Raw genomic sequence first — 20,360 nt, forward strand, 5'->3', positions numbered from 1 at the left:
TCAGGCGGCGGGGCCGTTCGCCGTGGTCACGGCCGGCGCCAGGGACGGCGGCGTCGAGGACTTGGCGTCCATCGAGCGCTCGATCGCCTCGAGGCTCTGGTTGATGCGCTTGACCTCGTCGGCGGTCGGCTGGCGGCGCGAGGAGTAGAGCACGCCCATCACCCGGGTCTTCTCGCCGCCCGGGGCCGTGGGATCGACGACGTTGTAGGTGCGCACCTCGCCGGCCACGGCCAGGGTGATCTTGCGCTCGGCCGAGATGCCCTGCGCCTCGGGCGACAGCACGCCGCCCTGGGTCCGTTGATCCAGCGCGCCCAGAATGGCCGGCGACAGATAGGCCTCGCCGCCGGCGTAGCGGCCGGTGAAGGCCGGCGGTTCGCCCCAGGGGCCGGTCCAGCGATAGAAGATGTGCTGGCCCACCTGGGTCATCTTGACCAGCGTCGGCGCCCAGTAGGGGGCCACGTACTGGGCGTGATAGTGCGTGGCCGAGCCCACGGTCTTGTCGACGTAACCGGCCAGCGCCCGGGCGGCGACGGCCCTGGCCCGGCTCCAGAGCGCCGGCTGGGGCGCCCAGCGCAGCGAGCCGTCGCAGGTGAAGGTGAACTGGCAGCCCGTGGTCCGCGCCGCGCCCTGGTAGACGACGCCGCAGACCGATTTCGGATAGGCCGGGTGGCGCATGCGATTCAGCACCACCTGGGCCACGCCCTCCTGCCCCAGCTGCGGCTCGCGCGCGGCTTCATAGTAGACGGCCTGGCTCAGGCACTCGAGCGCCCGGCCGTACTCGGGGCTGCTGGGCGAGAGGTAGAACGGCTTCATCGGCCGGATCGGCAGCTTGGAGAACGACCGCAGCGCATTCAGCTCTTCTGCCGTCTCGCCCTCGGCGTCACCCGTGAAGCCCAGGTTCGGGACGGTGTTGAGGTCCAGCCGCTCCCAGCCCTCCGGCCGCGACCAGAGGTCGGCGCGACGCACGCCCGGATCATGCCGGATCGCCAGCGCCCGCATGGACGGATCCATGCTGTAGGCCAGCCGGGTCAGACCGCGGTTGGACATGTCGGTCGAGACGAACTTGGCCACGTTGCGGCTGTCGGCGCCGGCGCCCTGAGGCGCACAGGCCGGTCCGGCCATGGCGACCGCCAGGACCGAAGCGGCCCCGATCTTCGCCCACGCGGGACGAAGCCTATGCCTCCAACTCGACGTCAGGGATCTACCCCTCCTCACTTCAAGGCTGTCGCATATAGGCGCAAATGGGCTCCAATGAGACCCGCGCCGGGCAAAATTCATGCAAGCCCGCCTGGGACAGCCCGTTCGGCATACCTTGTTCGACGAAGGTTGCGCGGGTCTCCGGCGCATCCCATGCTGCCCTCGGTCCTCTTCGGGCCGGGGGGTTTGATGCCAGTTCCATGACGCCGGCGCTGTGGCCGCTTCGGCTTGTCCCGCGACGCTCGCCGACCTTCCTTGAAGGCCTGGCCGTGACCACCGTGGCCCTCGTGGCCGCGGTGGCTCTGCGGCTGCTGCTGCTCGGTCTGGAGCGTGGCCTGGGACTGTCGATCACCTATTTCCCCGCCCTGATCGCCGCGACCATCCTGGTCGGCGCCCGCTGGGGATGGCTGCTCCTGGCGACGGCCGTGACGTTCAACCTCCTGTCGCCCAGCCCCTTCCTCACCGTTGACTTGGTGCGGCTGCAGGCCCTGTTCTGTGTCTCGGGCGCCCTGACCGTTCTGCTTTGCCAGAGCTTCCGGAGCGGCCTGCTGCGCCTGGACGAGGCGGCGGCGGGCCAGGCGGCGGCTCAGCAGACGCTGGCGGACACCGAGTCGCGCTTCCGCATGCTCGCTGACAGCGCCCCGATCCTGATGTGGGTCACCCGCACGGACGGCCGGCGAGAGTTCGCCAACAAGGCCTACGTCGACTTTCTCGCCGTACCCTATGAGGAGGCCATCGACTTCGACTGGCGCCGCGTCCTGCATCCCGACGACATGGCGCGCATCCTCGAGGAGCAGGTCGCCGGCGAGGCGTCGCGCCGGCTGTTCACACTTGAGGCGCGGTACCGCCGCGCCGACGGCGAGTTCCGCTGGGTCCGCTCGGTGTCGCAGCCGCGCTGGGGGCCGGATGGCGCATTCCAGGGCTTCATCGGCGTGGGGTTCGACGTCAGCGACGGCAAGCGCGCCGAGGAGGATCTGCACCGCATCAACGAAATCCTCGCCGAGCGGGTGCAGGCCGCGCTGGGCGAACGCGACGAGGCCGAGGCCCAGCTCCATCGCGCCCAGAAGCTGGACGCCGTAGGCCAGCTCACCGGTGGCGTGGCGCACGACTTCAACAACCTGCTGACGGTGATCATCGGCGCCCTCGACCTGATGCAGCGCCATCCCAAGGACGAGGCGCGACGCGAGCGGATGATCGGCGCGGCGCAGGGCGCGGCGCGGCGCGGCGAACGTCTGACCCAGCAGTTGCTGGCCTTCTCACGTCGCCAGGCGCTGAAGCCCGAGCCGGTGCAGGTCGACGCCCTGCTCAAGGACACCGAGCCCCTGCTGCGTCGCGCCGTGGGCGAAGCCGTGAACCTGGTCGTGGCCCCGGCCGCCCCCGAATGCGTGGTCAACCTCGACCCCAGCCAGTTCGAGGCGGCTATCATGAACCTGGCGGTCAACGCCCGCGACGCCACGCCCAGCGGCGGGATGATCAGGATCGAGACCCTGCCCGTCCGGCTGGAGGCCCGCCAGGTCGAGACCCTGGAGCCCGGCGACTATCTGTGCGTGGCCGTACAAGACACCGGAGTCGGCATGGACGCCGACACCCAGGCGCGCGCCTTCGAGCCGTTCTTCACCACCAAGGCCCCCGGCCGCGGAACGGGCCTTGGCCTCAGCCAGGTTTACGGCTTCGCCCGGCAGAGCGGCGGCGCGACCACGGTCGACAGCGCGCCCGGCAAGGGCTCCTGCGTCTCCCTCTACCTGCCCCGCATCGCCGCCGGAGCCGCCGCGGCGTCAACCACCACCGGAGCCGCGGCGGCGGCTCGCAATGGCCCATCGCTCAACGTGCTTCTCGTGGAGGACGACCTTCAGGTGGCCGAGATGGTCGACGCCATGCTCTGCGACCTGGGTCACCGCGTGCGCCGCGCCGAGCACGCCGACGCCGCGCTTTCAGTCCTGGAGACGGGCGAGGCCTTCGACCTGATGCTCACCGACCTGATCATGCCCGGCGACAAGTCGGGCGTCGATCTGGCGCGGATTGCGGTGCGTCAGCGCCCCGGCCTGCCGGTCATCCTGTCCTCGGGCTACACGGGCGAAGTCCTGGTCGCCGCCGAAGACGCCCCTTGGCCCCTGCTCCGCAAGCCCTACGGCCCCGACCAGCTGGCCGCCGCGATCGCCGAGGTCACCGCGCCTGCGCCCAGCGAGACGTAGACTTCCTGTCCCACGCCTTGGCAGAGGGAGGCCGCAGACGTCGCGACGCCCGCCCCCCGCGCGCATTTCAACTCTCCCGCGAAAAGCCACTTGCGCGTCGCTACGTCAGCCCCATATAGTGGTTATGCTCCAAGTGAGCAAAAGCGCCGGAGCCCGTTAAGCCCCAGGCGCTCTCTTTTAGGCCTGAGAAATGCTCACTTTGAGCATAAGGAGGGTTCCATGGCCGCCGACGGGTTCCAGTTCGCGTTCACGCCTGATGTCCAGGCTCAGACCGCTCCCGCATGGGAGAAGGTCAAGCACCACGTCACGCCCATGGAGTGGCGCCTGCAAGCTCCGCTCATCGCCGAGATCAACCGGCTGAAGCGCGAGAAGGACGCCGTCATCCTCGCCCACAACTACATGACGCCCGAGATCTTCCACGGCGTGGGCGACTATGTGGGCGACAGCCTGGGCCTGGCCAAGGAGGCCGCCCGCTCGGACGCCAAGATCATCGTACAGGCCGGCGTGCACTTCATGGCCGAGACCTCCAAGATCCTGTCGCCGGAAAAGCGCATCCTGATCCCCGACCTTCGCGCCGGCTGCTCGCTGGCCAGCTCGATCACGGGCGCCGACGTGCGTCTGATCAAGCAGCGCTATCCCGGCCTGCCGGTGGTCACCTATGTGAACACGACCGCCGACGTGAAGGCCGAGACCGACATCTGCTGCACCAGCGCCAACGCCGTGCAGGTGGTGGAAGAAGCCGCGCGCCTATGGGGCGTCGACCGGGTCATCCTGATCCCCGACGAGTTCCTGGCCCGCAACGTGGCCCGTCAGACCGACATCAAGATCATCGCCTGGCAGGGCCGCTGCGAGGTGCACGAGCGCTTCACGGCCGCCGACATCCTGGAGCTCAAGGCCGCCTACCCCGACGCGGAGGTCCTGGCGCACCCCGAGTGCCCGGCCGAAGTGCTGGAGGTCTCGGACTTCGCCGGCTCGACGGCTGCGATGAACGACTACGTGATCCAGCGCAAGCCCAAGCGCGTGGTGCTGATCACCGAGTGCTCGATGGCCGACAACGTCGCCGCCGACGCGCCGTTCACCGAGTTCGTGCGTCCGTGCAACCTGTGCCCGCACATGAAGATGATCACGCTGGAGAATATCTACGAGGCGCTGCGGCACGACCGCTACGAGGTGACCGTCGACCCGGCGATCGCAGAGCGGGCGAGACTGGCCGTCCAGCGGATGGTCGACCTGCCGCCCCCGGCGAAGCCCGCCCGCTACGACCTCGTGAAGGCCCGCCACCATGTGGATGTGGAGCTGATCTGACGTGAGCTACGACCCGGTCATCACGACCGTGGCGGCCCAACCTCTCGCGGCCGTCACGGCCCGCGTTCGCCCCGAGCACATGGGCGCGGTCGTGTTCAAGGCGCTGGACTCGGTCCACGCGGCGCTGCGCACGGGCGACTACGGCCCCTACTGGGGCGACGTGGTGCTGTGCGAGGGCGAGGATGACAACGGGGTCCTGGACCTGCGCATCGGCGTGGGCCTGGCCCGGCCCTTTCCGGGCGTCGGCGCCGTCGCGCCCTGGAGCACGCCGGCCGGCGAAGCGGTGCAGGTCACGCACACGGGCGCGTGGTCGCAGCGCGGCGCGGCCCACGCGGCCGCCCGGGACGCGGCCGCGCACATGGGCCGCGATCTGACCGGCGTGCACTGGGAAGTCTACGGCGCCTTCGACCTGGCCGCCCGCACCCGCCCCACCGACGTGTTCTACGAGGCGACCCATGGCTGAGCGCCTGAACCATGACGGCGTGATCGTCGTCGGCGCCGGCCTCGCGGGGCTCGCCGCGGCGATGTCGGCCGCGCCCGCCCGCGTGCTGCTGATCACCGACGCGCCGCTGAACAGCGGCTGCTCCTCGGCCTGGGCCCAAGGCGGGGTCGCCGCCGCCCTCAGCGCCGACGACACGCCCGAACTGCACGCCGCCGACACCATCGCCGCCGGCGCGGGTCTCGTCGTGCCCGAGGTCGCCCACCTGCTGGCCGAGGAGGGCCCCGAGGCGGTCCGCTGGCTGGCCGGCCTGGGCGCGCCGTTCGACCGCACGCCCGCCGGCGCCTTCGCCCAGAGCCTGGAGGCCGCCCACTCGCGCGCCCGCGTGGCCCGGGTGAAGGGCGACCAGGCCGGCAAGGCGATCATGCAGGCGGTCACCGTGGCCGCCCTGGCCTCGCCCCACATCGAGATGCGCACGGGCTGGAAGCTGGCCGGCCTGCTGCAGGACGCGACCGGCCGCGTGCGCGGCGTCGTGGTGCGGCAGGGCGCCGAGCTGATCGAGATCACCGCCCGCGCCGTGATCCTGGCGACCGGAGGCATCGGCGGCCTCTACGCCGTCACCACCACGCCGGCCGAGCTGAAGGGCGAGGGCCTGGCCTTCGCCGCCCTCGCTGGCGCGACTATCGCCGACCCCGAGTTCGTGCAGTTCCACCCCACGGCCATCGACATCGGCCGCGACCCCGCCCCGCTGGCCACCGAGGCCCTGCGCGGCGAGGGCGCCAAGCTGATCGGCGCCGACGGTCAGCCGTTCATGGCCCGCTACCACAAGGACGCCGAACTGGCGCCGCGCGACGTGGTGGCCCGCGCCATCCATGCCGAGCGCATGGCGGGTCGCGGCGCGTTCCTGGATGCGCGAGAGGCCGTGGGCGGGCATTTCCCGGACGAGTTTCCCGCCGTCTTCGCCGCTTGCATGGGCGGTGGCGTCGATCCGCGGGTGCAGCCGATCCCGGTCGCGCCCGCCTGCCACTACCACATGGGCGGCATCGCCACCGATGCGCATGCCCGCACCACCCTGCCCGGCCTGCTCGCCGCCGGCGAGTGCGCCTCAACCGGGGTGCATGGCGCCAACCGCCTGGCGTCCAACTCGCTGCTGGAGGCCGCCGTTTTCGGCCGCCGCGCCGGTCACACCGCCCGCGAGACGACCGCCGCGACCGGTCCGCTGGTCCGCGCCGCCGTCGCGCCCGAACTCCCGGCTCCGGCCCTGGCGGTCTTGCGCCAGGCGATGAGCCGCGACGCCGGCGTGGTGCGCGACGCCGCAGGTCTCACCCGGCTGGCCGACCAGATCGACGCCCTCCAGGCCAAGCATGGGTGCGCCGCGCCCCTGGTCGCCGCCCGGCTGGTGGCCGAGGCGGCCCTGGCCCGCCGAGAGAGCCGGGGCGGCCACTTCCGCGCCGACTATCCCGCCACCGCCCATCCCGAACGCACCTTCGTCACCGCCGCGGAACGCGCGTGTCAGGCCGCCTGAGCCCGCACCCGCCCCTTCAGCGCCGCGGCGATCCGCAGGCCCAGCGCCAGCACGATCAGGGCCACCGCCGGGATCGCCAGCGCGGGCTTGATCGGGATGCGGCTGACATAGCTGTTGGCGAAGATCACCAGCACCCACCAGCCCCCGGTGGCGTGCAGCAGCTTCCATCGCGCGAGGCCCAGCCAGCGCTGCGCGGCGTTGTTCGACGTCAGCGCCATCAGCGCGATCATCACATAGGCCCCGCCGCCCAGCAGCCAGACGAACAGTGGGCGGGTCTGGCCGAACTGCGACACAGCCACGACCACGAAACCCAGGTGCACGAAGTGGTTGGCTGCGAACGCAAGGCCGATGGCCCGCCGGCGGCGCAGCAGCGCCGTGCGCCACCCGCCCGGCCACAGCTTCGCCAGCGACGAGGCGCTCCAGGCGGCGATGAAGAACGGGAACGCCCAGCGGGCCGTGATCGCCGTCCCCGCCAGCACGCCCTTCTCGGTGTAGCCGCCGTACGCCTCCGTAAAGGCCAGACCCAAGGCCAGCCCGATCAGAGCCGCGCCGGAAACCATCGCCCACGTGGGAAGCCGCATATCCAAGTCCCTTGTCATACTCTCAGTATGATCGTCATACCGAGAGTATGATGTCAACGGTCCCGCTCACCAACCGCGACCGGCTGGTCGCCCAGGCGCGCCGTCTGTTCGCCGAAAACGGCTATGCGGCGGTGTCGGTGGACGAGGTCGCGGCGGCGGCCGGGCTGACCAAGGGCGCGGTCTACTATCAGTTCAAGGACAAGACCGACCTGTTCCGTGCCGCCTGCGAGGCGGTGATGGCCGACGTGGCCAAGTACGTCGATCTCTCCACCATGGCCGAGAGCCCGCACCCGCTGGAGGAGATCATCGTCGGCGGCTCCAAGATGTTCGACGCCTACGAGGCGGCCGATGCGCGCCGGCTGCTGCTGATCGACGGGCCCTCGGTGCTGGGCTTCCAGCAGTGGATCACACTGCAGGAGCCGGTCTGCATCGGCCTCATCGCCCACGCCATGGGTCACCTGGCCGAGGCCGGCCTGCTGGACGAGGCCGTTGTGCCCACCCTCTCGCACCTGGTGTTCGGCGCCTTCGTGCAGGGCGCGCTCAGGATCGCCGTCGCCGCCGATCCGGCCGCCGCCAGTCTGGAAGTTCGCGCCGCCACCCTCACCCTGATCCGCGGCTTCCTCGCGGGTATCGCCCTGTCCAAGCCCACGGCCCCGTCATGACCCCATTCCCGACCATCGAACCCCTTCCCGACCTGATCGTGGCGCCTGTCGTCCGCGCCGCGCTGGCCGAGGATCTGGGTCGCGCCGGCGACATCACCGCCCAGGCCTGCGTCCCCGCCGACGCCCGGCTCACCGCCGACTTCGCGGCCCGCCGCGGCGGCGTTGTCTCAGGGCTGAGCTGCATCCGCCTGGCCCTGGCCGAGCTGGATCCGGCCGCGACGTTTCACGCGCTCGCCGTGGACGGCCATGTCGTTCCCGCCGGCACCGCGCTGGCCCGCGTCAGCGGCAACGCACGCGCGATCCTCACCGCCGAGCGCACCGCGCTGAACCTGCTGGGCCGTATGTGCGGCATCGCCACGCTGACCCAGGACTACGTCGACGCCGTCGCCGGCACGAAGGCCCGGATCACCGACACGCGAAAGACCACGCCGGGGCTGCGCGCGCTGGAGAAGTACGCCGTGCGCTGCGGCGGCGGGGTGAACCACCGCTTCGGCCTGGATGACGCCATCCTGATCAAGGACAACCACGTGGCCGCCTGTGGCTCGGTCGGCGAAGCCGTGCGCCGCGCCAAGGCCTTTGCCGGTCATCTGGTGAAGGTGGAGGTCGAGGTCGACACCCTGGTCCAACTCCAGGAGGCGCTCGCCTGCGATCCCGATGTGATCATGCTGGACAACTTCAGCCTGGCCGACCTGCGAGAGGCGGTGGTGATCACCGGCGGACGCGTGACCCTGGAGGCCTCGGGCGGCGTCACGCTCGAGACCGTCCGCGCCATCGCCGAGACCGGTGTCGACGTCATCAGCGTCGGCGCCCTGACCCATTCGGCCAAGGTGCTGGACATCGGCCTGGACGCGGTCGGCGAGTAGCAGCCCACGGAAAACAGGGCTCGGCCGGAGCCGATCCACCACGCGGCGGGATCATCAACCGGGCGGCGCGATAGGTTTCGGGTATTGGCAGGCGTGGCGAGCCTGGGCTCTAGTCGCCGCCATGCTCAAGCCCTCGCTCATCGCGGCCGCCGCGCTCGCCGCCTCCGTCGCCCAAGCTCAGCCGGCCGCCGGCTACCCGAAGATCGTGCCGTCGCCCGGCGGCCACGTGGTGATCCACAGCCCCGGCGCACAGCGCAACTACGACGCCTACAAGTTCGCACCCGCGCGCCGGGCCGGTGACTTCCTCTACATCTCGGGCGTGATCGCCGGGCCCTACGGCAAGCCGCCGACAGACCATGCGGCGTTCACCGAACAGGTCCGGGGCGCATTCCGTTCGATCGATCAGATGCTGAAGGCCGACGGCGCGACATTCGCCGACGTGGTGATGATCAACACCTTCCATGTCTGGGACGGCCCCGGCTTCAAGGGTACGCGCGACGAGCAGTTCGCCGCCTTCGCCAAGGCCAAGGACGAGTTCATGCCGCCGCCTCATCCGGCCTGGACCGCGGTGGGCACGACGGGCCTGCTGGCCGACGACGGCGTCGTCGAGATCCAGATGATCGCCTACGCGCCGCGGAAGAAGTGAAGAGGGGCGGCCTTCTCCCCTACCCCGCCATGCGGAGCGGCTGAGCCGTCTCGATCGCGCGGCGGCCGGCGCCGGGGTGCACCTTGAAGGCCTGGACCAGGCGGGTCAGTTCGCTGGCCTGGCGTGAGAGCGTGTGGCTGGCGGCCGTGCTCTCTTCCACCATGGCGGCGTTCTGCTGGGTGGTTGTGTCCATCTGGTTGATGGCCGTGTTCACCTGGCCCAGGGCCGAGGCCTGCTCGCGCGCCGAGGCGGCGATCTCGCGGACCAGGACGGCGATCTGGCTGAACTGTTCGAAGATCTGATGCAGCGCCTGGCCAGTCTGGTCCACCAGTTCGACGCCCGCGCCCACCTGTTCCGACGAGGCCGAGATCAGCGACTTGATCTCCTTGGCGGCCTCGGCCGAGCGCTGAGCCAGGGCGCGGACTTCCGAGGCCACGACCGCGAAGCCCTTGCCCGCGTCGCCGGCGCGCGCCGCCTCGACGCCGGCGTTCAGCGCCAGCAGGTTGGTCTGGAACGCGATCTCGTCGATCACGCCGATGATCTGCCCGATCTGGCCCGAGGAGGCCGAGATCTCGCCCATCGCCGACACCGCGCGGCCCACCACGGCGGTGGAGGCCTCGGCGCTGGCGCGGGCTTCGTTCACCACCGCGTCGGCGGCCTGGGCGCCATCGGCGGTCTTGCGCACCGTGGCGGTGATCTGGTCCAGCGCCGCGGCGGTCTCTTCCAGGGTGGCCGCCTGGGCCTCGGTGCGCCGCGACAGATTGTCGGCGGCCTGGCTGATCTCACCGGCGCCCGAGGTGATGGCGCCCGAGCCATCCACGATCTGACCCAGGGTGCGCTCAAGGTTGGAGACCGCGGTGTTGAAGTCCTTCCGCAGTTCCTCGTAGCTCCCCTGGAAGGCGTCCGTGATGCGATAGGTCAGGTCGCCGGACGACAGGCGCGACAGGCCCAGGGCCAAGGCCTGCACAACGGCGGCCTGCTCGGCCTGGGCGCGCGCGCGCTCCGACTCGGCCTGACCGCGTTGCCGTTCAGCGTCGGCGGCAGAGTCCTCGGCCTTCCGCTCCAGTTGGATCCGCGCCAGCGCGCCGTCCTTGAAGCTCAGCACGGCCTGGGCCATGGCGCCCACCTCGTCCTTGCGGTCGGTGGCGGGCACCTCGACGTCGTTGTCGCCCGCGGCCAGACGGCGCATCACCGTGGTCATCGCCCGCACGGGGTCGGCGATCGAGCGGGCCAGGATCACGCCCGCGGCCAGAGCCAGGGCCGCCAGCAGGGCCACCCCGACGATCAAGCCGATCGTCACACGCTGCAGTGCGGCGGCCTGGGCGGCGGCTTCGCGTTTCAGGGTCTCGGCGGCCGCTTCGTCGATGGCGCCGATAGCGTCTTCGACTGCCTCGATGGCCTTGTCGGCCACGCCGTCATGGCTGACCAGGGCGACGCCTTCCGCGCGGGTCGCCGGATCGGAGCCCAGTTGAATGCCGACGTTCAGCGCCACCTTCTCATAGTTCGCGAACGCCGCCTCGGCCTTGACCACCCGCGCCGTCGCCGCAGCATCGCCCTGGGCCAGGGCCTCCAGGGTCTTCATCGCCTCGAAGAACTTGACCTTGTGAACCTCATTGATGCGCTTGACGTAGTAGGCGTCGCCCGACAGCAGGAAACCCCGCAGCGAGTTCTCCTGGCGGGCCAGCCGGAACGTCGCATCCACCGCCGCTGACAGCGCCTGCTGGGCGCGGTCCGTACGGGCGACCGAGGCCTGCAGCGAAACATTGTTCAGGTAGAGGCCCATGCCGCCCACGGCGATCGTCGCCAGCATTCCGCCGAAGACGAACACAAGCTTGGCCGAAATCGAGAGGTTCCGAAAATTCACGGGCGTTCCTGCGCGCTTGAAGTGATCGCCCACGCATGACCCATCCCTATGACCAGCCAATTAATCACGATGCGAATTATCATCGCACCCTCGACAATCCCGAATTCCCACAATTCCCAAAATATATACTTCGGGTTGCTGTTTCTTACGCGTGAACCGCTCGTTCACCGGATGGGTCTTTAACGCTGTCACACGACGGTATGGACCCCGGATCCCTCTGATGAAGACGATGATGCGAGCCTCGCTCGTGGCCGCGCTGCTGGCCGGCGTGGCGCAGGACGCCCTGGCGCAGACGGCCGAGGAGCGGATCGCGGCGCTCGAGGCCAAGATCGCGGCCCTCACCGGCGAGCTCGCCGACATCAAGGCGGCCACCCAGAAGGCCGAGGCCGAACGCAGGAAGGCGCCCGCCACCGCGCTCTCCAACGGCCGGCCCACGATCTCCACCGGCGACGGCCAGAGGTTCGCCGTGCGCGGCCTGATGCAGTTCGATGCGGCCGCCTACGACGAGAAGCGCGGGACGAACGACCTGAGTTCCGGCACCAACTTCCGCCGCGCCCGCCTGGGCGTGGAAGGGACGTTCGCCAGGGACTGGAACTATGCCCTGACGGGCGAATTCGGCGGAAGCGGCGCCGAGTCGGCGGTGCTGAACCAGGCCTATGTCGAGTACGCCGGCTGGAGGCCCGGCGGCGTCCCGGTTCGCCTGCGCGCCGGCGCCTGGGCCACGCCTGTGGGTCTCGAAGACGCCACCAACAACGCCGAAGGCCTGTTCATCGAGCGCGCCGCCGCCCCGGAACTGGTCCGCAACATCGCAGGCGGCGACGGTCGGGCCGGCGTCGGCGCTTTCGCGAACGGCGAGCGTTGGTATGCCTCCGGCGTCCTGACCGGCGCCGTGGTCGGAACGCCCGCCGCGCCCGAGTTCGACGAGCAGATCGGCTACATCGGCCGCCTCGCCTGGAGCCCCCTGGGCGACAAGGACTTCGCCCTCCACGTCGGCGGCAGCGTCTCGGGCGTCCTGAAGGTGGCCGACACCGGCGCCGGCGCCGCGCGCACGCGCCAGCTGCGCCTTCGCGAGCGGCCCGAGCTGCGGGTCGACGGCGCGCGCCTCGTCGACACCGGAAACCTCAACGCCAGCGGCGCCACGGCCTACGGCGCCGAGCTGGGCTTCAACTACAGGAACCTGCAGGCCTCGGCCGAGGCCTTCCGGATCGATCTCGACCGGACGGGCGGGCCCAACCCCAACTTCGACGGCTGGTACGTACAGGCCGCCTGGACGATCACCGGCGAACAGCACGCCTGGACCAGCCAGTCGGGCGGCTTCAGGGGCATCCGGCCCAACACCAGTTTCAACCCGGCCGAGGGAACCTGGGGCGCCATCGAGATCGCCGGACGCTACAGCGTGCTGGACCTCGACGACAACGCGGGCTCCCGCGGCGTGGCGGCCCCTGCCGGCGGCGTCCGCGGCGGCGAGCAGACCGTCACGACCGCGGCGCTGAACTGGTATCCGAACGCCGTCGTGCGCTTCCAGCTGCAGTACCAGCACATCGACGTCGACCGCCTGAGCGCCACCGGCGTAGAGGTCGGCGACGACGCCAATGTGCTGTCGATCCGCAGTCAGTTCGCCTTCTGACCTACCAGGCGCTCAGCGCGCCGTAGGGGTGCTCGAGCTGCAACGCGACGAACCGGGCGGTAGGCTGGCCGTAGGCCGCCCTCAGCTGGTCGATCATGCCCTCGATGGCGCCGGTCGCGGGCAGTGTCGCCTGGCGATCGAAGTGTCTCGGGGCGGCAGGATCGGCGTGGATCGTCAGGCCCCGCCGCGAGACCACCGTCGCCGGCCCGGTGGCCCACGCGGTGGAGCGGTAGGTCCGCGACCAGCCGTCGAGGACGGCGGCGAAGCTGAACTCGTCGATGCCCGGCGACAGCGCTACCTGCACGTCGTCGCGCCGCCAGAACGCGGCGGCATTACCGGCCGCCACGCTCAGCGGGCCCGACGCCACCCGGTAGTCGCCGCCGGCGTGACGCGGATCGGGCTGCGCCAGCCCCAGCCGCCCGGCCGTCGCGCGCATTACCTCTTCGCCGGCAAGGTCCTTCAGCAGCGCCAGCGAGGCCGGCGCCGAGGCGCTGACGCCCGCCGTGGTGGTGATGGGGCCATCCGTCACCCAGCGAAGATCGCGCCGCACGGTGACCTTCGGGTGCTTTTTCGCCAGGCTCTCGGCGCTGAACCAGTGGACGGTCGCCTGTCGGCCGTCCAGCAGCCCCGCTTCGGCCAGCACCAGCGCCCCGTCGCAGATCGACATCAGGCGCGCCCCCGCCTTGGCCTGCGCCCGCAGCCAGGCGGCGCGCTCGGGATCGCGCACCTGGTGCATGGCCGGCACGATCACGACGTCCGGCGCCGTCGGCCGCCGCGCGAGCTCCGCCAGTGTCATCTGCGGCGAGATCCGCGCCATGCCGGGCATCAGCCGGATGGGCGCAGCCGTGGCCGCGACCACCTTGACCTCGACCGCGCCGCTCTCGGCCAGGATCGCATAAGGCGCAATCAGGTCGGTCGTCTCGGTTCCGTCGGCGTCCGCCAGGATCACCACGAGGGGCTTGGCCGCGGCCGGCGCCGCCAGCGCCAGCCAGGCGGCGGCCGCGATGAGCCAACGCCGCATCACGCGCGCTCCGCCGCGAGCATCGCCGCCTCGGCGCGGCTGTCAGCGGAGGCGGCCATGCGGGCCTTCACCTGGGCCAGGACCTCAGGCCGCGCCAGCTCGGGCCGGCCCGAGTTGAACGGCGGCGCGGGGGCGTACTCGAGACCCAGCTGGACCGCCTCGGCATAGTCGCGGCCCGCCAGCTCCTCCAGCATCACGAAGGCGAAGTCGATGCCGGCGGTCACGCCGCCGCCGGTGATGACGTTGCCGTCGCGCGCCACGCGCTCATCGCTCACGATCGCGCCGAAGGGCTCCAGCATCGAACGCCAGGCCCAGTGGCAGGCGGCTTTCTTGCCCTTCAGGAACCCGGCCGCGGCCAGGATCAGTGAGCCCGTGCAGACGCTGGTCTGATACGTCGCGCCCGCGCCGAGGCGACGGACCTCCGCCATGAACGCCTCGTCCAGCATGGCTGCGGTGGTGCCGAAGCCGCCGGGGACGCAGATCACGTCGCAGCGATCGACCTTCGAGAGATCGGCCAGGTTCGTGAACGTCAGGCCCTCGGCCTCGATGTCCTGGCCGCCCATGGACGCCACGACGGTCTCGGAGTCGGGCGCCCGCGACAGCACCTGGTGCGGGCCGGTGAAGTCGAGGTGGGTCACCCCGGGATAGAGCACGAAGAGGATCTTGAGCTTGGACATCTGGGACCTCCTGAAAACTTGACGCCCCCGACCTACGCGCGGCATGGTCTGGCCGAAATGACAATGTTCCCACAAATTCTGCCATGACCCGCAAGCTCGCTGTCGTCGTCTTCCCGAACTTCCAGCTGCTGGACGCGGCGGGGCCCCTGTCGGCCTTCGACATCGCCGGCCGCTACAGCCCGGGAGCCTACGAGACCCACGTGCTCGCGCCCGGCGGCGGACACACCCTGTCGACCGCAGGGGCGGGCTTCGCCTGTGAGGACCTCGCCGATGCGCCCCCGACCGGGGGAGACTGGGACACGATCCTGGTCTCGGGCGGCGACGCCACCCGCGCGGTGCGCGAGTTCACCGACATCGTCGCGTGGCTGAAGCGCGTGGCTCCGACCGCGCGGCGGGTCACCAGCGTCTGTTCGGGCGCCTACTTCCTGGCCGAGGCCGGCCTGCTGGACGGCCGGCGGGCCACCACCCACTGGAGCCGCACCGACCATTTCGCCCGGCGCTATCCGAAGATCCGCCTGGACGCCGATCGCATCTTCATCCGGGACGGAAACGTGTGGACGTCAGGCGGCATCACCGCCGGCATCGACCTGACCTTGGCGCTGATCGAGGACGACCTGGGCCCCGAGGTCGCGCGCCGCACCGCCCAGCAGCTGGTCGTCCACCAACGTCGGCCCGGCGGGCAATCGCAGTTCTCGGCGCTTGTGGAGATGGGCGGCGCCACCGGCCGTTTCGCCGAGCTGATGGACTGGATGCGGGCCAATCTGGCCGGCGCGCTCACCGTCGAGCGGCTGGCCGAGCGGGCCGCCATGAGCCCCCGCAACTTCGCCCGCGCGTTCACGTCCGAGACGGGCACGACGCCGGCCAAGGCGGTCGAGCGCCTGCGCCTGGAAGCGGCCCGCACGGCCGTCGAGACCAGCCACGCGCCGATTGACCATGTGGCCGAGGCCGTGGGTTTCGGCGACCCCGAACGCATGCGCCGCGCGTTCCTGCGCGCCTTCGGCCAGCCGCCCCAGTCGCTGCGCAGGGCCGCCCGGGCCTGACGAGGGAACCCTTGCCTCGCCGGCGCTTTCCCATGGCCTGTGGAGAGCGCGCGTATGTCGATCGAGCCCGGAGCCATCGCCCTGAAGGGGCGCAGCAGGTACTACGCCGCGGAAGCTCGGCGGGTTCAGAATCTCGCCGACAGGGGCCCCGGCGAGGGCCATGACCGCTTCCTCGAGGTCGCCCGTGAGTACCGCAGCCTGGCGGCCTGGTACGATGACGGCGACAGCCGCGCCGACGAACCGGCGGCGCTGAAGCTCCAGCCCCGCGCCGCCTAGGCCCCGATCTCGGCGGCGCCCTGCTGGCGCAGAATCCGCAGGCTCTCGTTCTGGCGCTTGATGATTCCCAACAGCTCGCGCCGGCGCAGTGCGTCCATCTTGTCGTGCAGGTGCATGATCTCCAGTTCGGCCCGCAGGTTGACGATGTAGTCGTGCTCGGCCGCCGCCCGGTCGCGCGCCGCGGCGCGGTTCTGGCTCATCATGATGATCGGCGCCTGGACGGCCGCCAGCGTCGACAGCATCAGGTTCAGGAAAATGAAGGGGTACGGGTCGAAGGCCAGCTTCGTGCCGTGGACCGCCACGTTCCAGGTCATCCAGACCGCCAGCACCAGCGCGAACGCGATGATGAAGCGCCACGATCCGCCTATGGCGGCGACACGATCCGACAGCTTCTCGCCCGGCCTGCGGTCGTCGGTGTGCAGGGCCGGATCCAGCCCGGTCGGCGCCTCGGTCGCGATCAGGTCGATGACGCTTCGCTGGACCGGGGTCAGCGTCTCGTAGGAGCTCCCCAACAGGTCCTTGGCCAGTTGTTGCCGAGCTTCCACCGCCATCCGATTTTCCTCTTCTCAGGATAGAGGGTGTAACTTCGCAGCATACGGGGGGGTTCGCGATGTCCGGGATCACCAGGGCCCAGGCGGACAGCCGTCGGGCGATCTTCATAACGGGCGCGGCCAGCGGCATCGGCCTCGCCACCGCCCGCCGGTTTGCCGCCGGCGGCTGGTTCGTGGGCCTCGCCGACATCGACGCCAAGGGCCTGACCGCGGCGCTCGAGGCCATCGGCCCGGCCAACGGGATCGTCTGCAGCCTAGACGTCCGCCACCGCAGCGCGTGGAAGCGCGAACTCGCGGTGTTCGCGAAGGCGACGGGCGGCCGGCTCGACGTACTGATGAACAACGCCGGCGTCGCCAAGGGCGGATACCTCGAGAGCCAGACGCCCGACGACGTCGACCTGCAACTCGATGTGAACCTCAAGGGCGTGCTGAACGGATGCCAGGCGGCGTTCGACCTGCTGGCCGCAACACCGGGCGCCCTGGTCGTCAACGTGGCCTCTGTCGCCGGCGTCGTCGCCCCGCCCCGGATGAGCGTCTACGCCGCCACCAAGTTCGCCGTGCGCGGCCTGTCCGAGGCCCTGGAGGCCGAGTTCGCGCGCATCGGCGTCGGCGTCCGCTGCATCATGCCCTGGTTCATCGACACGCCCCTGCTCGACAAGGCCCGCTTCTCCGGAAACGAGGACCTGCGTGTGTCGCTGCGCCAGGAAAAGGTGCCGGTGTATCCGGTGTCGGACGTATCGGAGGCCGTGTGGACCGCCGTCCACGGCAAGCCGCGGCTGCACCACCTGGTCGGCGGTCAGGCGCGACGGATCGGCTTGCTCAACCGGCTCCTGCCCGGCGTGGTGCGCCGACAGCTCGGAAAGCAGGTAGACGCGCTCTAGGCCTGTCGAGCCTAGGAGGACGCAGCCGCCGGCTGGGCCGGGGCCAGGCGCGCTTCCTCTGCCGCGACCGGCACAGCCACGCCCGTAGCGGCCCTGGCCTTGGGCTCGGCGGTCGTCGTCGGCGCGAGGTCCAGCGACGCCTCGATCGCCTTCTCGACGGCAGGTTCGATACGCAGGTCCGGGGTATGCCCCGGGCTGGCCGTCAGCATCGCCTGCCGAACCGGCGCCGCCGAGGGCGCGGAACGCGAGCGGTACGGCGCAAACTTGTAGAATACGTGCGCGCCCACATTGGCGACGCGCAGCATGTGCGGCGCCCACATCGGCGAGACCGCCGTCGTGTGGAAGTGCGTCGCCGCCCCCACTTCGGCCCGGGCCGCGCCGGCCAGGGCGCGCGTGGCCACTTCGCGTGCACGGTTCCACGCCAGGATTTCGCGGTGCTTCCGCATCGAGCCGTCGCAGGCGAAGCTGAACTGGCAGCCCTTGCGGCCCGCGCCCTGGAAGACGACCGCGCAGACGCTCTTGGGGAAGGCCGGGTGCTTCACCCGGTTCATCACCACCTGGGCGACGGCCGCCTGGCCGCGGGGGCTTTCGCCACGCGCCTCATAGTAGACCGCGGTGGTGAGGCAATCGAGGTCGGCGCGGCGGCGCGCCTTCAGGCGTTCCTTGTCCACGCGGCTGGGATGGGTGATCGCATCCATAGCGCCCTCGAAGCCGTAACGCTGGAGCCCGATGCGAAGGCCCTGCCCCTCGGCTTCGAGGTACGAACCGCTGTAGCCGGCCACAGCCGCGTCGGCCATGCGCAGCTCATGCGCATAGTCCGCCGCATGGCGGGCCATGCCGAAGATCAGAAAGGCTGCGCCCAGGCCCAGGCCCATGCCTGCACCCGCCAAAGCGGCGCCAATAGGCGTACGCCGAACGGCGCGCACCAGGAATTCATACTGCAAAACGGAACGGTCCTCAGCGGCGAGGGCGTTACGTGCCCCCCAACCTACATGTCGCCCCGGGCGCCCCTGCACGTGCTGGCAGCGTCCGCCGGCAGGCTCTTCCCCGAGATCCGTTGTGGGGTCGAGCGACGGCAAATGGTGAAGGGTGTATGAATGGCGCGAGCGCCGCTGGCAAGACTTTTTTGCGCCGCAGCATTAACGGCGAGATCGCCCCTAAGGCGACTTGAGATCGCTTGCGCCACGCAGGGGACTGAGTTCGCAGGAGAATTTCGAGATGCTCACCGAAGCCTGCATTTAGTCTTCACAGGCTTTCCAAGTCTTCTGAAATCATACTCGTTTACCTTACGTCGAGGGCCACGAAGCTTGCACGGAACAATGGTCATGGCGGCGTGTTTTCACGGCAGGAGATCTCATGCGCGCACTTGCCTTCCTGACTCTGTCGGCCGCCCTCGCCCTCTCGGCGTGCGGCCATAACGTCGAGCAACGGGCCGCCACCGGCGCCGTGGCCGGAGCTGTGGTGGGCGGACCCGTCGGAGCCGCGGTCGGAGCCGGGGTTGGCGCGGCGGTCAGCAAGGGCGTGGATCGCCGCTAGAAGGGCGGTCCGCGGCCTCCTGACGCATCTGGCGCCGCGCTTGCTGCGTAACTCCCCCGAAGATCAAAGGGGGAGCGAAGCATGCGCAATCTCATACTCGCTTTGGCCACACTGATCGGCGTCTTGCTCGTCGCCGCCAGCGCTGTGAGCCACGCGACGCTCTAGATCAGGCCGCCGCCGGAGCGCCCGATTGGCTGACGACATGGCCGCGGAGGCGCCAAGCCTCCAGCGCCGCCAGCGCCAGGAACACCGCGATCGTCACGCCGATGGCGAAGTTGAACCCGCGGTCGAAGCTGGCCTGCATCCGCGCCAGAACGTCCAGCGGCAGGGTCGGCGAGCTCACCTCCACGAAGTGGCCGTCCAGCCGCACATTGTACAGGATGGCCGCCCCCGCCAGGTTGCGGGCGACCGCCAGCCCGCTGTTCACGATGACCCGCGCCGGCCGCAGCAGGGCGTGCGCGTTCACAAGCAGCTCCACCACCATGTAGGCCAGGATCGGCCAGAACCAGACGGTCCACACCGGCGCCAGGTCGACCTGCAGGCCGCCCGTCCCCGGCATTGTGTTCTGGAAGTGGATCAGCCCGCTCCACCATGCGAGCGCCACAGCGGTCATGCCCATCTCGACCAGGATCTCGAATCGGCCCTTGGTCTTGCCCCCGGCCGGCGGGAGTCCATCCGGCCGCCACCGGCGCGCCAGCTTCTCGGGATTTCCGTATCGCTCGATCAGGGCGAACCCGAAGGTGATGACGCCGAATGTGAAGCCCAGAACCAGGACGGGCGACGGCACGTCCCGCTCATGGGGCCCCTGGGTCAGCAGCGCCAGAACGATCAGCACCACGTAGACGGCGGCGATCACCGTCATGGTCACCTTGGTGGTCTGCCACCAGAACGGAAAGATCTGCGGTCCGATCAGGTGCGGTATCCGGCGATAGCGGCCCGCGACGACCACCGGGTTGCCGAAGTCGCGAAGCGCCCCCTCCAGCTCGCCCTCGGTCAGGGGCCGGCCCAGCCGTTCCTCGCGGCCCTCGATCTGCGACATCAGTTCGTCGCGCAGTTCGGCGGTGATGTCGGCGCGCTGGCGTTCGGAAAGTTCGCGGGCGATGGCGCCCAGGTAGCGTTCGATCAGGTCGGACATGCCTCAACCCTTCAGGATGGCGTCGACCGAGGCGTTCAGCCTGGTCCATTCCTCGACCAGCCGGTCGAGCACGGCGCGGCCCTCGTCCGAGAGCCGGTAGAAGCGCTTGTTGCGCCGCTCTTCCTCGCGCCACTCGCTGGTCAGCAGGCCCTGGGCCTCCAGCCTGCGCAGCATGGGATAGAGCGCGCCTTCGTCGATCTCGACGCCGGCGTCGCCCAGGGCCTTGCGCAGCGTGTAGCCGTAGTGCTCGGACCTCAGCTGTCCCAGCACGGCCAGGATCAGCGATCCGCGGCGCAGCTCCTGCCGGAGCGTTTCGAAGATGTCGGCGTCATTGGGCATCGT

The 20,360-nt window shown here is 70.3% G+C and carries 21 protein-coding genes; 12 read left to right on the forward strand and 9 right to left on the reverse strand.

What is annotated here, in order from left to right:
* A complete protein-coding gene (locus EPN98_RS01630) occupies positions 1–1,122 on the reverse strand; it encodes a cell wall hydrolase (RefSeq protein ID WP_293359342.1) in 1,122 nt (373 codons plus the stop codon).
* Between the two features lie 344 nt (positions 1,123–1,466).
* On the opposite strand from EPN98_RS01630, the gene EPN98_RS01635 reads away from it, so the two are divergent.
* The 4 genes from EPN98_RS01635 (at position 1,467) to EPN98_RS01650 (ending at position 6,658) form a co-directional block, all read left to right on the forward strand.
* Positions 1,467–3,389, forward strand: a complete 1,923-nt coding sequence (locus EPN98_RS01635; RefSeq protein WP_293359345.1) for an ATP-binding protein — start codon at positions 1,467–1,469, stop codon at positions 3,387–3,389.
* A 219-nt stretch (positions 3,390–3,608) separates the two neighbouring features.
* Positions 3,609–4,694 (forward strand): quinolinate synthase NadA, encoded by a 1,086-nt coding sequence (nadA, locus tag EPN98_RS01640; protein WP_293359348.1) that lies wholly within the window; start codon positions 3,609–3,611, stop codon positions 4,692–4,694.
* 1 nt (position 4,695) lies between these two features.
* A complete protein-coding gene (locus EPN98_RS01645; protein ID WP_293359351.1) occupies positions 4,696–5,157 on the forward strand; it encodes a hypothetical protein in 462 nt (153 codons plus the stop codon).
* On the forward strand, positions 5,150–6,658 hold the full coding sequence (locus EPN98_RS01650) for an L-aspartate oxidase (RefSeq protein WP_293359353.1): 1,509 nt from the start codon (positions 5,150–5,152) through the stop codon (positions 6,656–6,658). Before EPN98_RS01645 ends, EPN98_RS01650 begins: the two co-directional genes overlap by 8 nt.
* Here the strand turns inward: EPN98_RS01650 and EPN98_RS01655 are convergent.
* On the reverse strand, positions 6,646–7,239 hold the full coding sequence (locus EPN98_RS01655; protein WP_293359355.1) for a hypothetical protein: 594 nt from the start codon (positions 7,237–7,239) through the stop codon (positions 6,646–6,648). The genes EPN98_RS01650 and EPN98_RS01655 overlap by 13 nt on opposite strands.
* Before the next feature lie 50 nt (positions 7,240–7,289).
* Between EPN98_RS01655 and EPN98_RS01660 the strand changes: the two genes are divergently transcribed.
* The 3 genes from EPN98_RS01660 (at position 7,290) to EPN98_RS01670 (ending at position 9,410) form a co-directional block, all read left to right on the forward strand.
* Positions 7,290–7,901 (forward strand): TetR/AcrR family transcriptional regulator, encoded by a 612-nt coding sequence (locus tag EPN98_RS01660; protein ID WP_293359358.1) that lies wholly within the window; start codon positions 7,290–7,292, stop codon positions 7,899–7,901.
* Entirely contained in the window at positions 7,898–8,764 is an 867-nt protein-coding gene (nadC, locus tag EPN98_RS01665) for a carboxylating nicotinate-nucleotide diphosphorylase (protein ID WP_293359361.1), read from the forward strand. The genes EPN98_RS01660 and nadC overlap by 4 nt, the downstream gene beginning before the upstream one ends.
* Positions 8,765–8,885: 121 nt before the next feature.
* Complete coding sequence (locus EPN98_RS01670) at positions 8,886–9,410, forward strand: Rid family hydrolase (RefSeq protein ID WP_293359364.1); 525 nt, start codon at positions 8,886–8,888, stop codon at positions 9,408–9,410.
* A gap of 19 nt (positions 9,411–9,429) precedes the next feature.
* Here EPN98_RS01670 and EPN98_RS01675 read toward each other — a convergent pair whose 3' ends face one another.
* Entirely contained in the window at positions 9,430–11,274 is a 1,845-nt protein-coding gene (locus tag EPN98_RS01675; RefSeq protein WP_293359367.1) for a methyl-accepting chemotaxis protein, read from the reverse strand.
* Positions 11,275–11,494: 220 nt separating this feature from the next.
* Between EPN98_RS01675 and EPN98_RS01680 the strand changes: the two genes are divergently transcribed.
* Positions 11,495–12,901 (forward strand): porin, encoded by a 1,407-nt coding sequence (locus EPN98_RS01680; RefSeq protein ID WP_293359370.1) that lies wholly within the window; start codon positions 11,495–11,497, stop codon positions 12,899–12,901.
* A gap of 1 nt (position 12,902) precedes the next feature.
* Here the strand turns inward: EPN98_RS01680 and EPN98_RS01685 are convergent, their stop codons facing one another.
* Together EPN98_RS01685 and EPN98_RS01690 are read right to left on the reverse strand one after the other, a co-directional pair.
* Entirely contained in the window at positions 12,903–13,922 is a 1,020-nt protein-coding gene (locus tag EPN98_RS01685) for a DJ-1/PfpI family protein (protein WP_293359373.1), read from the reverse strand.
* Positions 13,922–14,599 carry a DJ-1/PfpI family protein gene (locus EPN98_RS01690; RefSeq protein WP_293359376.1) on the reverse strand — a complete coding sequence of 226 codons (678 nt, stop codon included), beginning with the start codon at positions 14,597–14,599 and terminating at the stop codon, positions 13,922–13,924. Before EPN98_RS01690 ends, EPN98_RS01685 begins: the two co-directional genes overlap by 1 nt.
* Before the next feature lie 83 nt (positions 14,600–14,682).
* Here EPN98_RS01690 and EPN98_RS01695 point away from each other — a divergent pair, with 83 nt between their 5' ends.
* Together EPN98_RS01695 and EPN98_RS01700 are read left to right on the forward strand one after the other, a co-directional pair.
* Positions 14,683–15,639, forward strand: coding sequence for a GlxA family transcriptional regulator (locus tag EPN98_RS01695; RefSeq protein ID WP_293359379.1), 957 nt, complete (start codon positions 14,683–14,685; stop codon positions 15,637–15,639).
* A 54-nt stretch (positions 15,640–15,693) separates the two neighbouring features.
* Positions 15,694–15,915, forward strand: coding sequence for a hypothetical protein (locus EPN98_RS01700; protein WP_293359382.1), 222 nt, complete (start codon positions 15,694–15,696; stop codon positions 15,913–15,915).
* Here EPN98_RS01700 and EPN98_RS01705 read toward each other — a convergent pair.
* Positions 15,912–16,466, reverse strand: coding sequence for a DUF1003 domain-containing protein (locus EPN98_RS01705; RefSeq protein WP_293359384.1), 555 nt, complete (start codon positions 16,464–16,466; stop codon positions 15,912–15,914). The two genes, EPN98_RS01700 and EPN98_RS01705, sit on opposite strands and share 4 nt — an antisense overlap.
* Before the next feature lie 59 nt (positions 16,467–16,525).
* On the opposite strand from EPN98_RS01705, the gene EPN98_RS01710 reads away from it, so the two are divergent.
* Positions 16,526–17,347 carry an SDR family oxidoreductase gene (locus tag EPN98_RS01710; protein WP_293359387.1) on the forward strand — a complete coding sequence of 274 codons (822 nt, stop codon included), beginning with the start codon at positions 16,526–16,528 and terminating at the stop codon, positions 17,345–17,347.
* Positions 17,348–17,358: 11 nt separating this feature from the next.
* Here the strand turns inward: EPN98_RS01710 and EPN98_RS01715 are convergent, their stop codons facing one another.
* Positions 17,359–18,222 (reverse strand): cell wall hydrolase, encoded by an 864-nt coding sequence (locus EPN98_RS01715; RefSeq protein ID WP_293359389.1) that lies wholly within the window; start codon positions 18,220–18,222, stop codon positions 17,359–17,361.
* A gap of 481 nt (positions 18,223–18,703) precedes the next feature.
* Here EPN98_RS01715 and EPN98_RS01720 point away from each other — a divergent pair, with 481 nt between their 5' ends.
* Positions 18,704–18,883 (forward strand): hypothetical protein, encoded by a 180-nt coding sequence (locus tag EPN98_RS01720; RefSeq protein WP_293359392.1) that lies wholly within the window; start codon positions 18,704–18,706, stop codon positions 18,881–18,883.
* Positions 18,884–19,049: 166 nt separating this feature from the next.
* Here EPN98_RS01720 and EPN98_RS01725 read toward each other — a convergent pair whose 3' ends face one another.
* Positions 19,050–20,018 carry a hypothetical protein gene (locus EPN98_RS01725; protein WP_293359395.1) on the reverse strand — a complete coding sequence of 323 codons (969 nt, stop codon included), beginning with the start codon at positions 20,016–20,018 and terminating at the stop codon, positions 19,050–19,052.
* 3 nt (positions 20,019–20,021) lie between these two features.
* Positions 20,022–20,357, reverse strand: a complete 336-nt coding sequence (locus EPN98_RS01730; RefSeq protein WP_293359398.1) for a PadR family transcriptional regulator — start codon at positions 20,355–20,357, stop codon at positions 20,022–20,024.
* Positions 20,358–20,360: the final 3 nt, after the last annotated feature.

Origin of the sequence: Phenylobacterium sp. (genome assembly GCF_004299445.1) — a bacterium.
Taxonomy (GTDB): Bacteria; Pseudomonadota; Alphaproteobacteria; order Caulobacterales; family Caulobacteraceae; genus Phenylobacterium.

Bases quoted from the DNA above. Each gene is read 5' to 3' on its own strand.
- EPN98_RS01630 (WP_293359342.1), bottom strand. From the start codon at position 1,122: ATGGCCGGACCGGCCTGTGCGCCTCAGGGCGCCGGCGCCGACAGCCGC.
- EPN98_RS01655 (WP_293359355.1), bottom strand. From the start codon at position 7,239: ATGCGGCTTCCCACGTGGGCGATGGTTTCCGGCGCGGCTCTGATCGGG.
- EPN98_RS01720 (WP_293359392.1), top strand. From the start codon at position 18,704: ATGCGCGCACTTGCCTTCCTGACTCTGTCGGCCGCCCTCGCCCTCTCG.
- EPN98_RS01690 (WP_293359376.1), bottom strand. From the start codon at position 14,599: ATGTCCAAGCTCAAGATCCTCTTCGTGCTCTATCCCGGGGTGACCCAC.
- EPN98_RS01685 (WP_293359373.1), bottom strand. From the start codon at position 13,922: ATGCGGCGTTGGCTCATCGCGGCCGCCGCCTGGCTGGCGCTGGCGGCG.
- EPN98_RS01700 (WP_293359382.1), top strand. From the start codon at position 15,694: ATGTCGATCGAGCCCGGAGCCATCGCCCTGAAGGGGCGCAGCAGGTAC.
- EPN98_RS01710 (WP_293359387.1), top strand. From the start codon at position 16,526: ATGTCCGGGATCACCAGGGCCCAGGCGGACAGCCGTCGGGCGATCTTC.
- EPN98_RS01650 (WP_293359353.1), top strand. From the start codon at position 5,150: ATGGCTGAGCGCCTGAACCATGACGGCGTGATCGTCGTCGGCGCCGGC.
- EPN98_RS01705 (WP_293359384.1), bottom strand. From the start codon at position 16,466: ATGGCGGTGGAAGCTCGGCAACAACTGGCCAAGGACCTGTTGGGGAGC.
- EPN98_RS01730 (WP_293359398.1), bottom strand. From the start codon at position 20,357: ATGCCCAATGACGCCGACATCTTCGAAACGCTCCGGCAGGAGCTGCGC.
- EPN98_RS01660 (WP_293359358.1), top strand. From the start codon at position 7,290: ATGTCAACGGTCCCGCTCACCAACCGCGACCGGCTGGTCGCCCAGGCG.
- EPN98_RS01725 (WP_293359395.1), bottom strand. From the start codon at position 20,018: ATGTCCGACCTGATCGAACGCTACCTGGGCGCCATCGCCCGCGAACTT.
- EPN98_RS01695 (WP_293359379.1), top strand. From the start codon at position 14,683: ATGACCCGCAAGCTCGCTGTCGTCGTCTTCCCGAACTTCCAGCTGCTG.
- nadA (WP_293359348.1), top strand. From the start codon at position 3,609: ATGGCCGCCGACGGGTTCCAGTTCGCGTTCACGCCTGATGTCCAGGCT.
- EPN98_RS01680 (WP_293359370.1), top strand. From the start codon at position 11,495: ATGAAGACGATGATGCGAGCCTCGCTCGTGGCCGCGCTGCTGGCCGGC.
- nadC (WP_293359361.1), top strand. From the start codon at position 7,898: ATGACCCCATTCCCGACCATCGAACCCCTTCCCGACCTGATCGTGGCG.
- EPN98_RS01715 (WP_293359389.1), bottom strand. From the start codon at position 18,222: ATGGGCCTGGGCCTGGGCGCAGCCTTTCTGATCTTCGGCATGGCCCGC.
- EPN98_RS01670 (WP_293359364.1), top strand. From the start codon at position 8,886: ATGCTCAAGCCCTCGCTCATCGCGGCCGCCGCGCTCGCCGCCTCCGTC.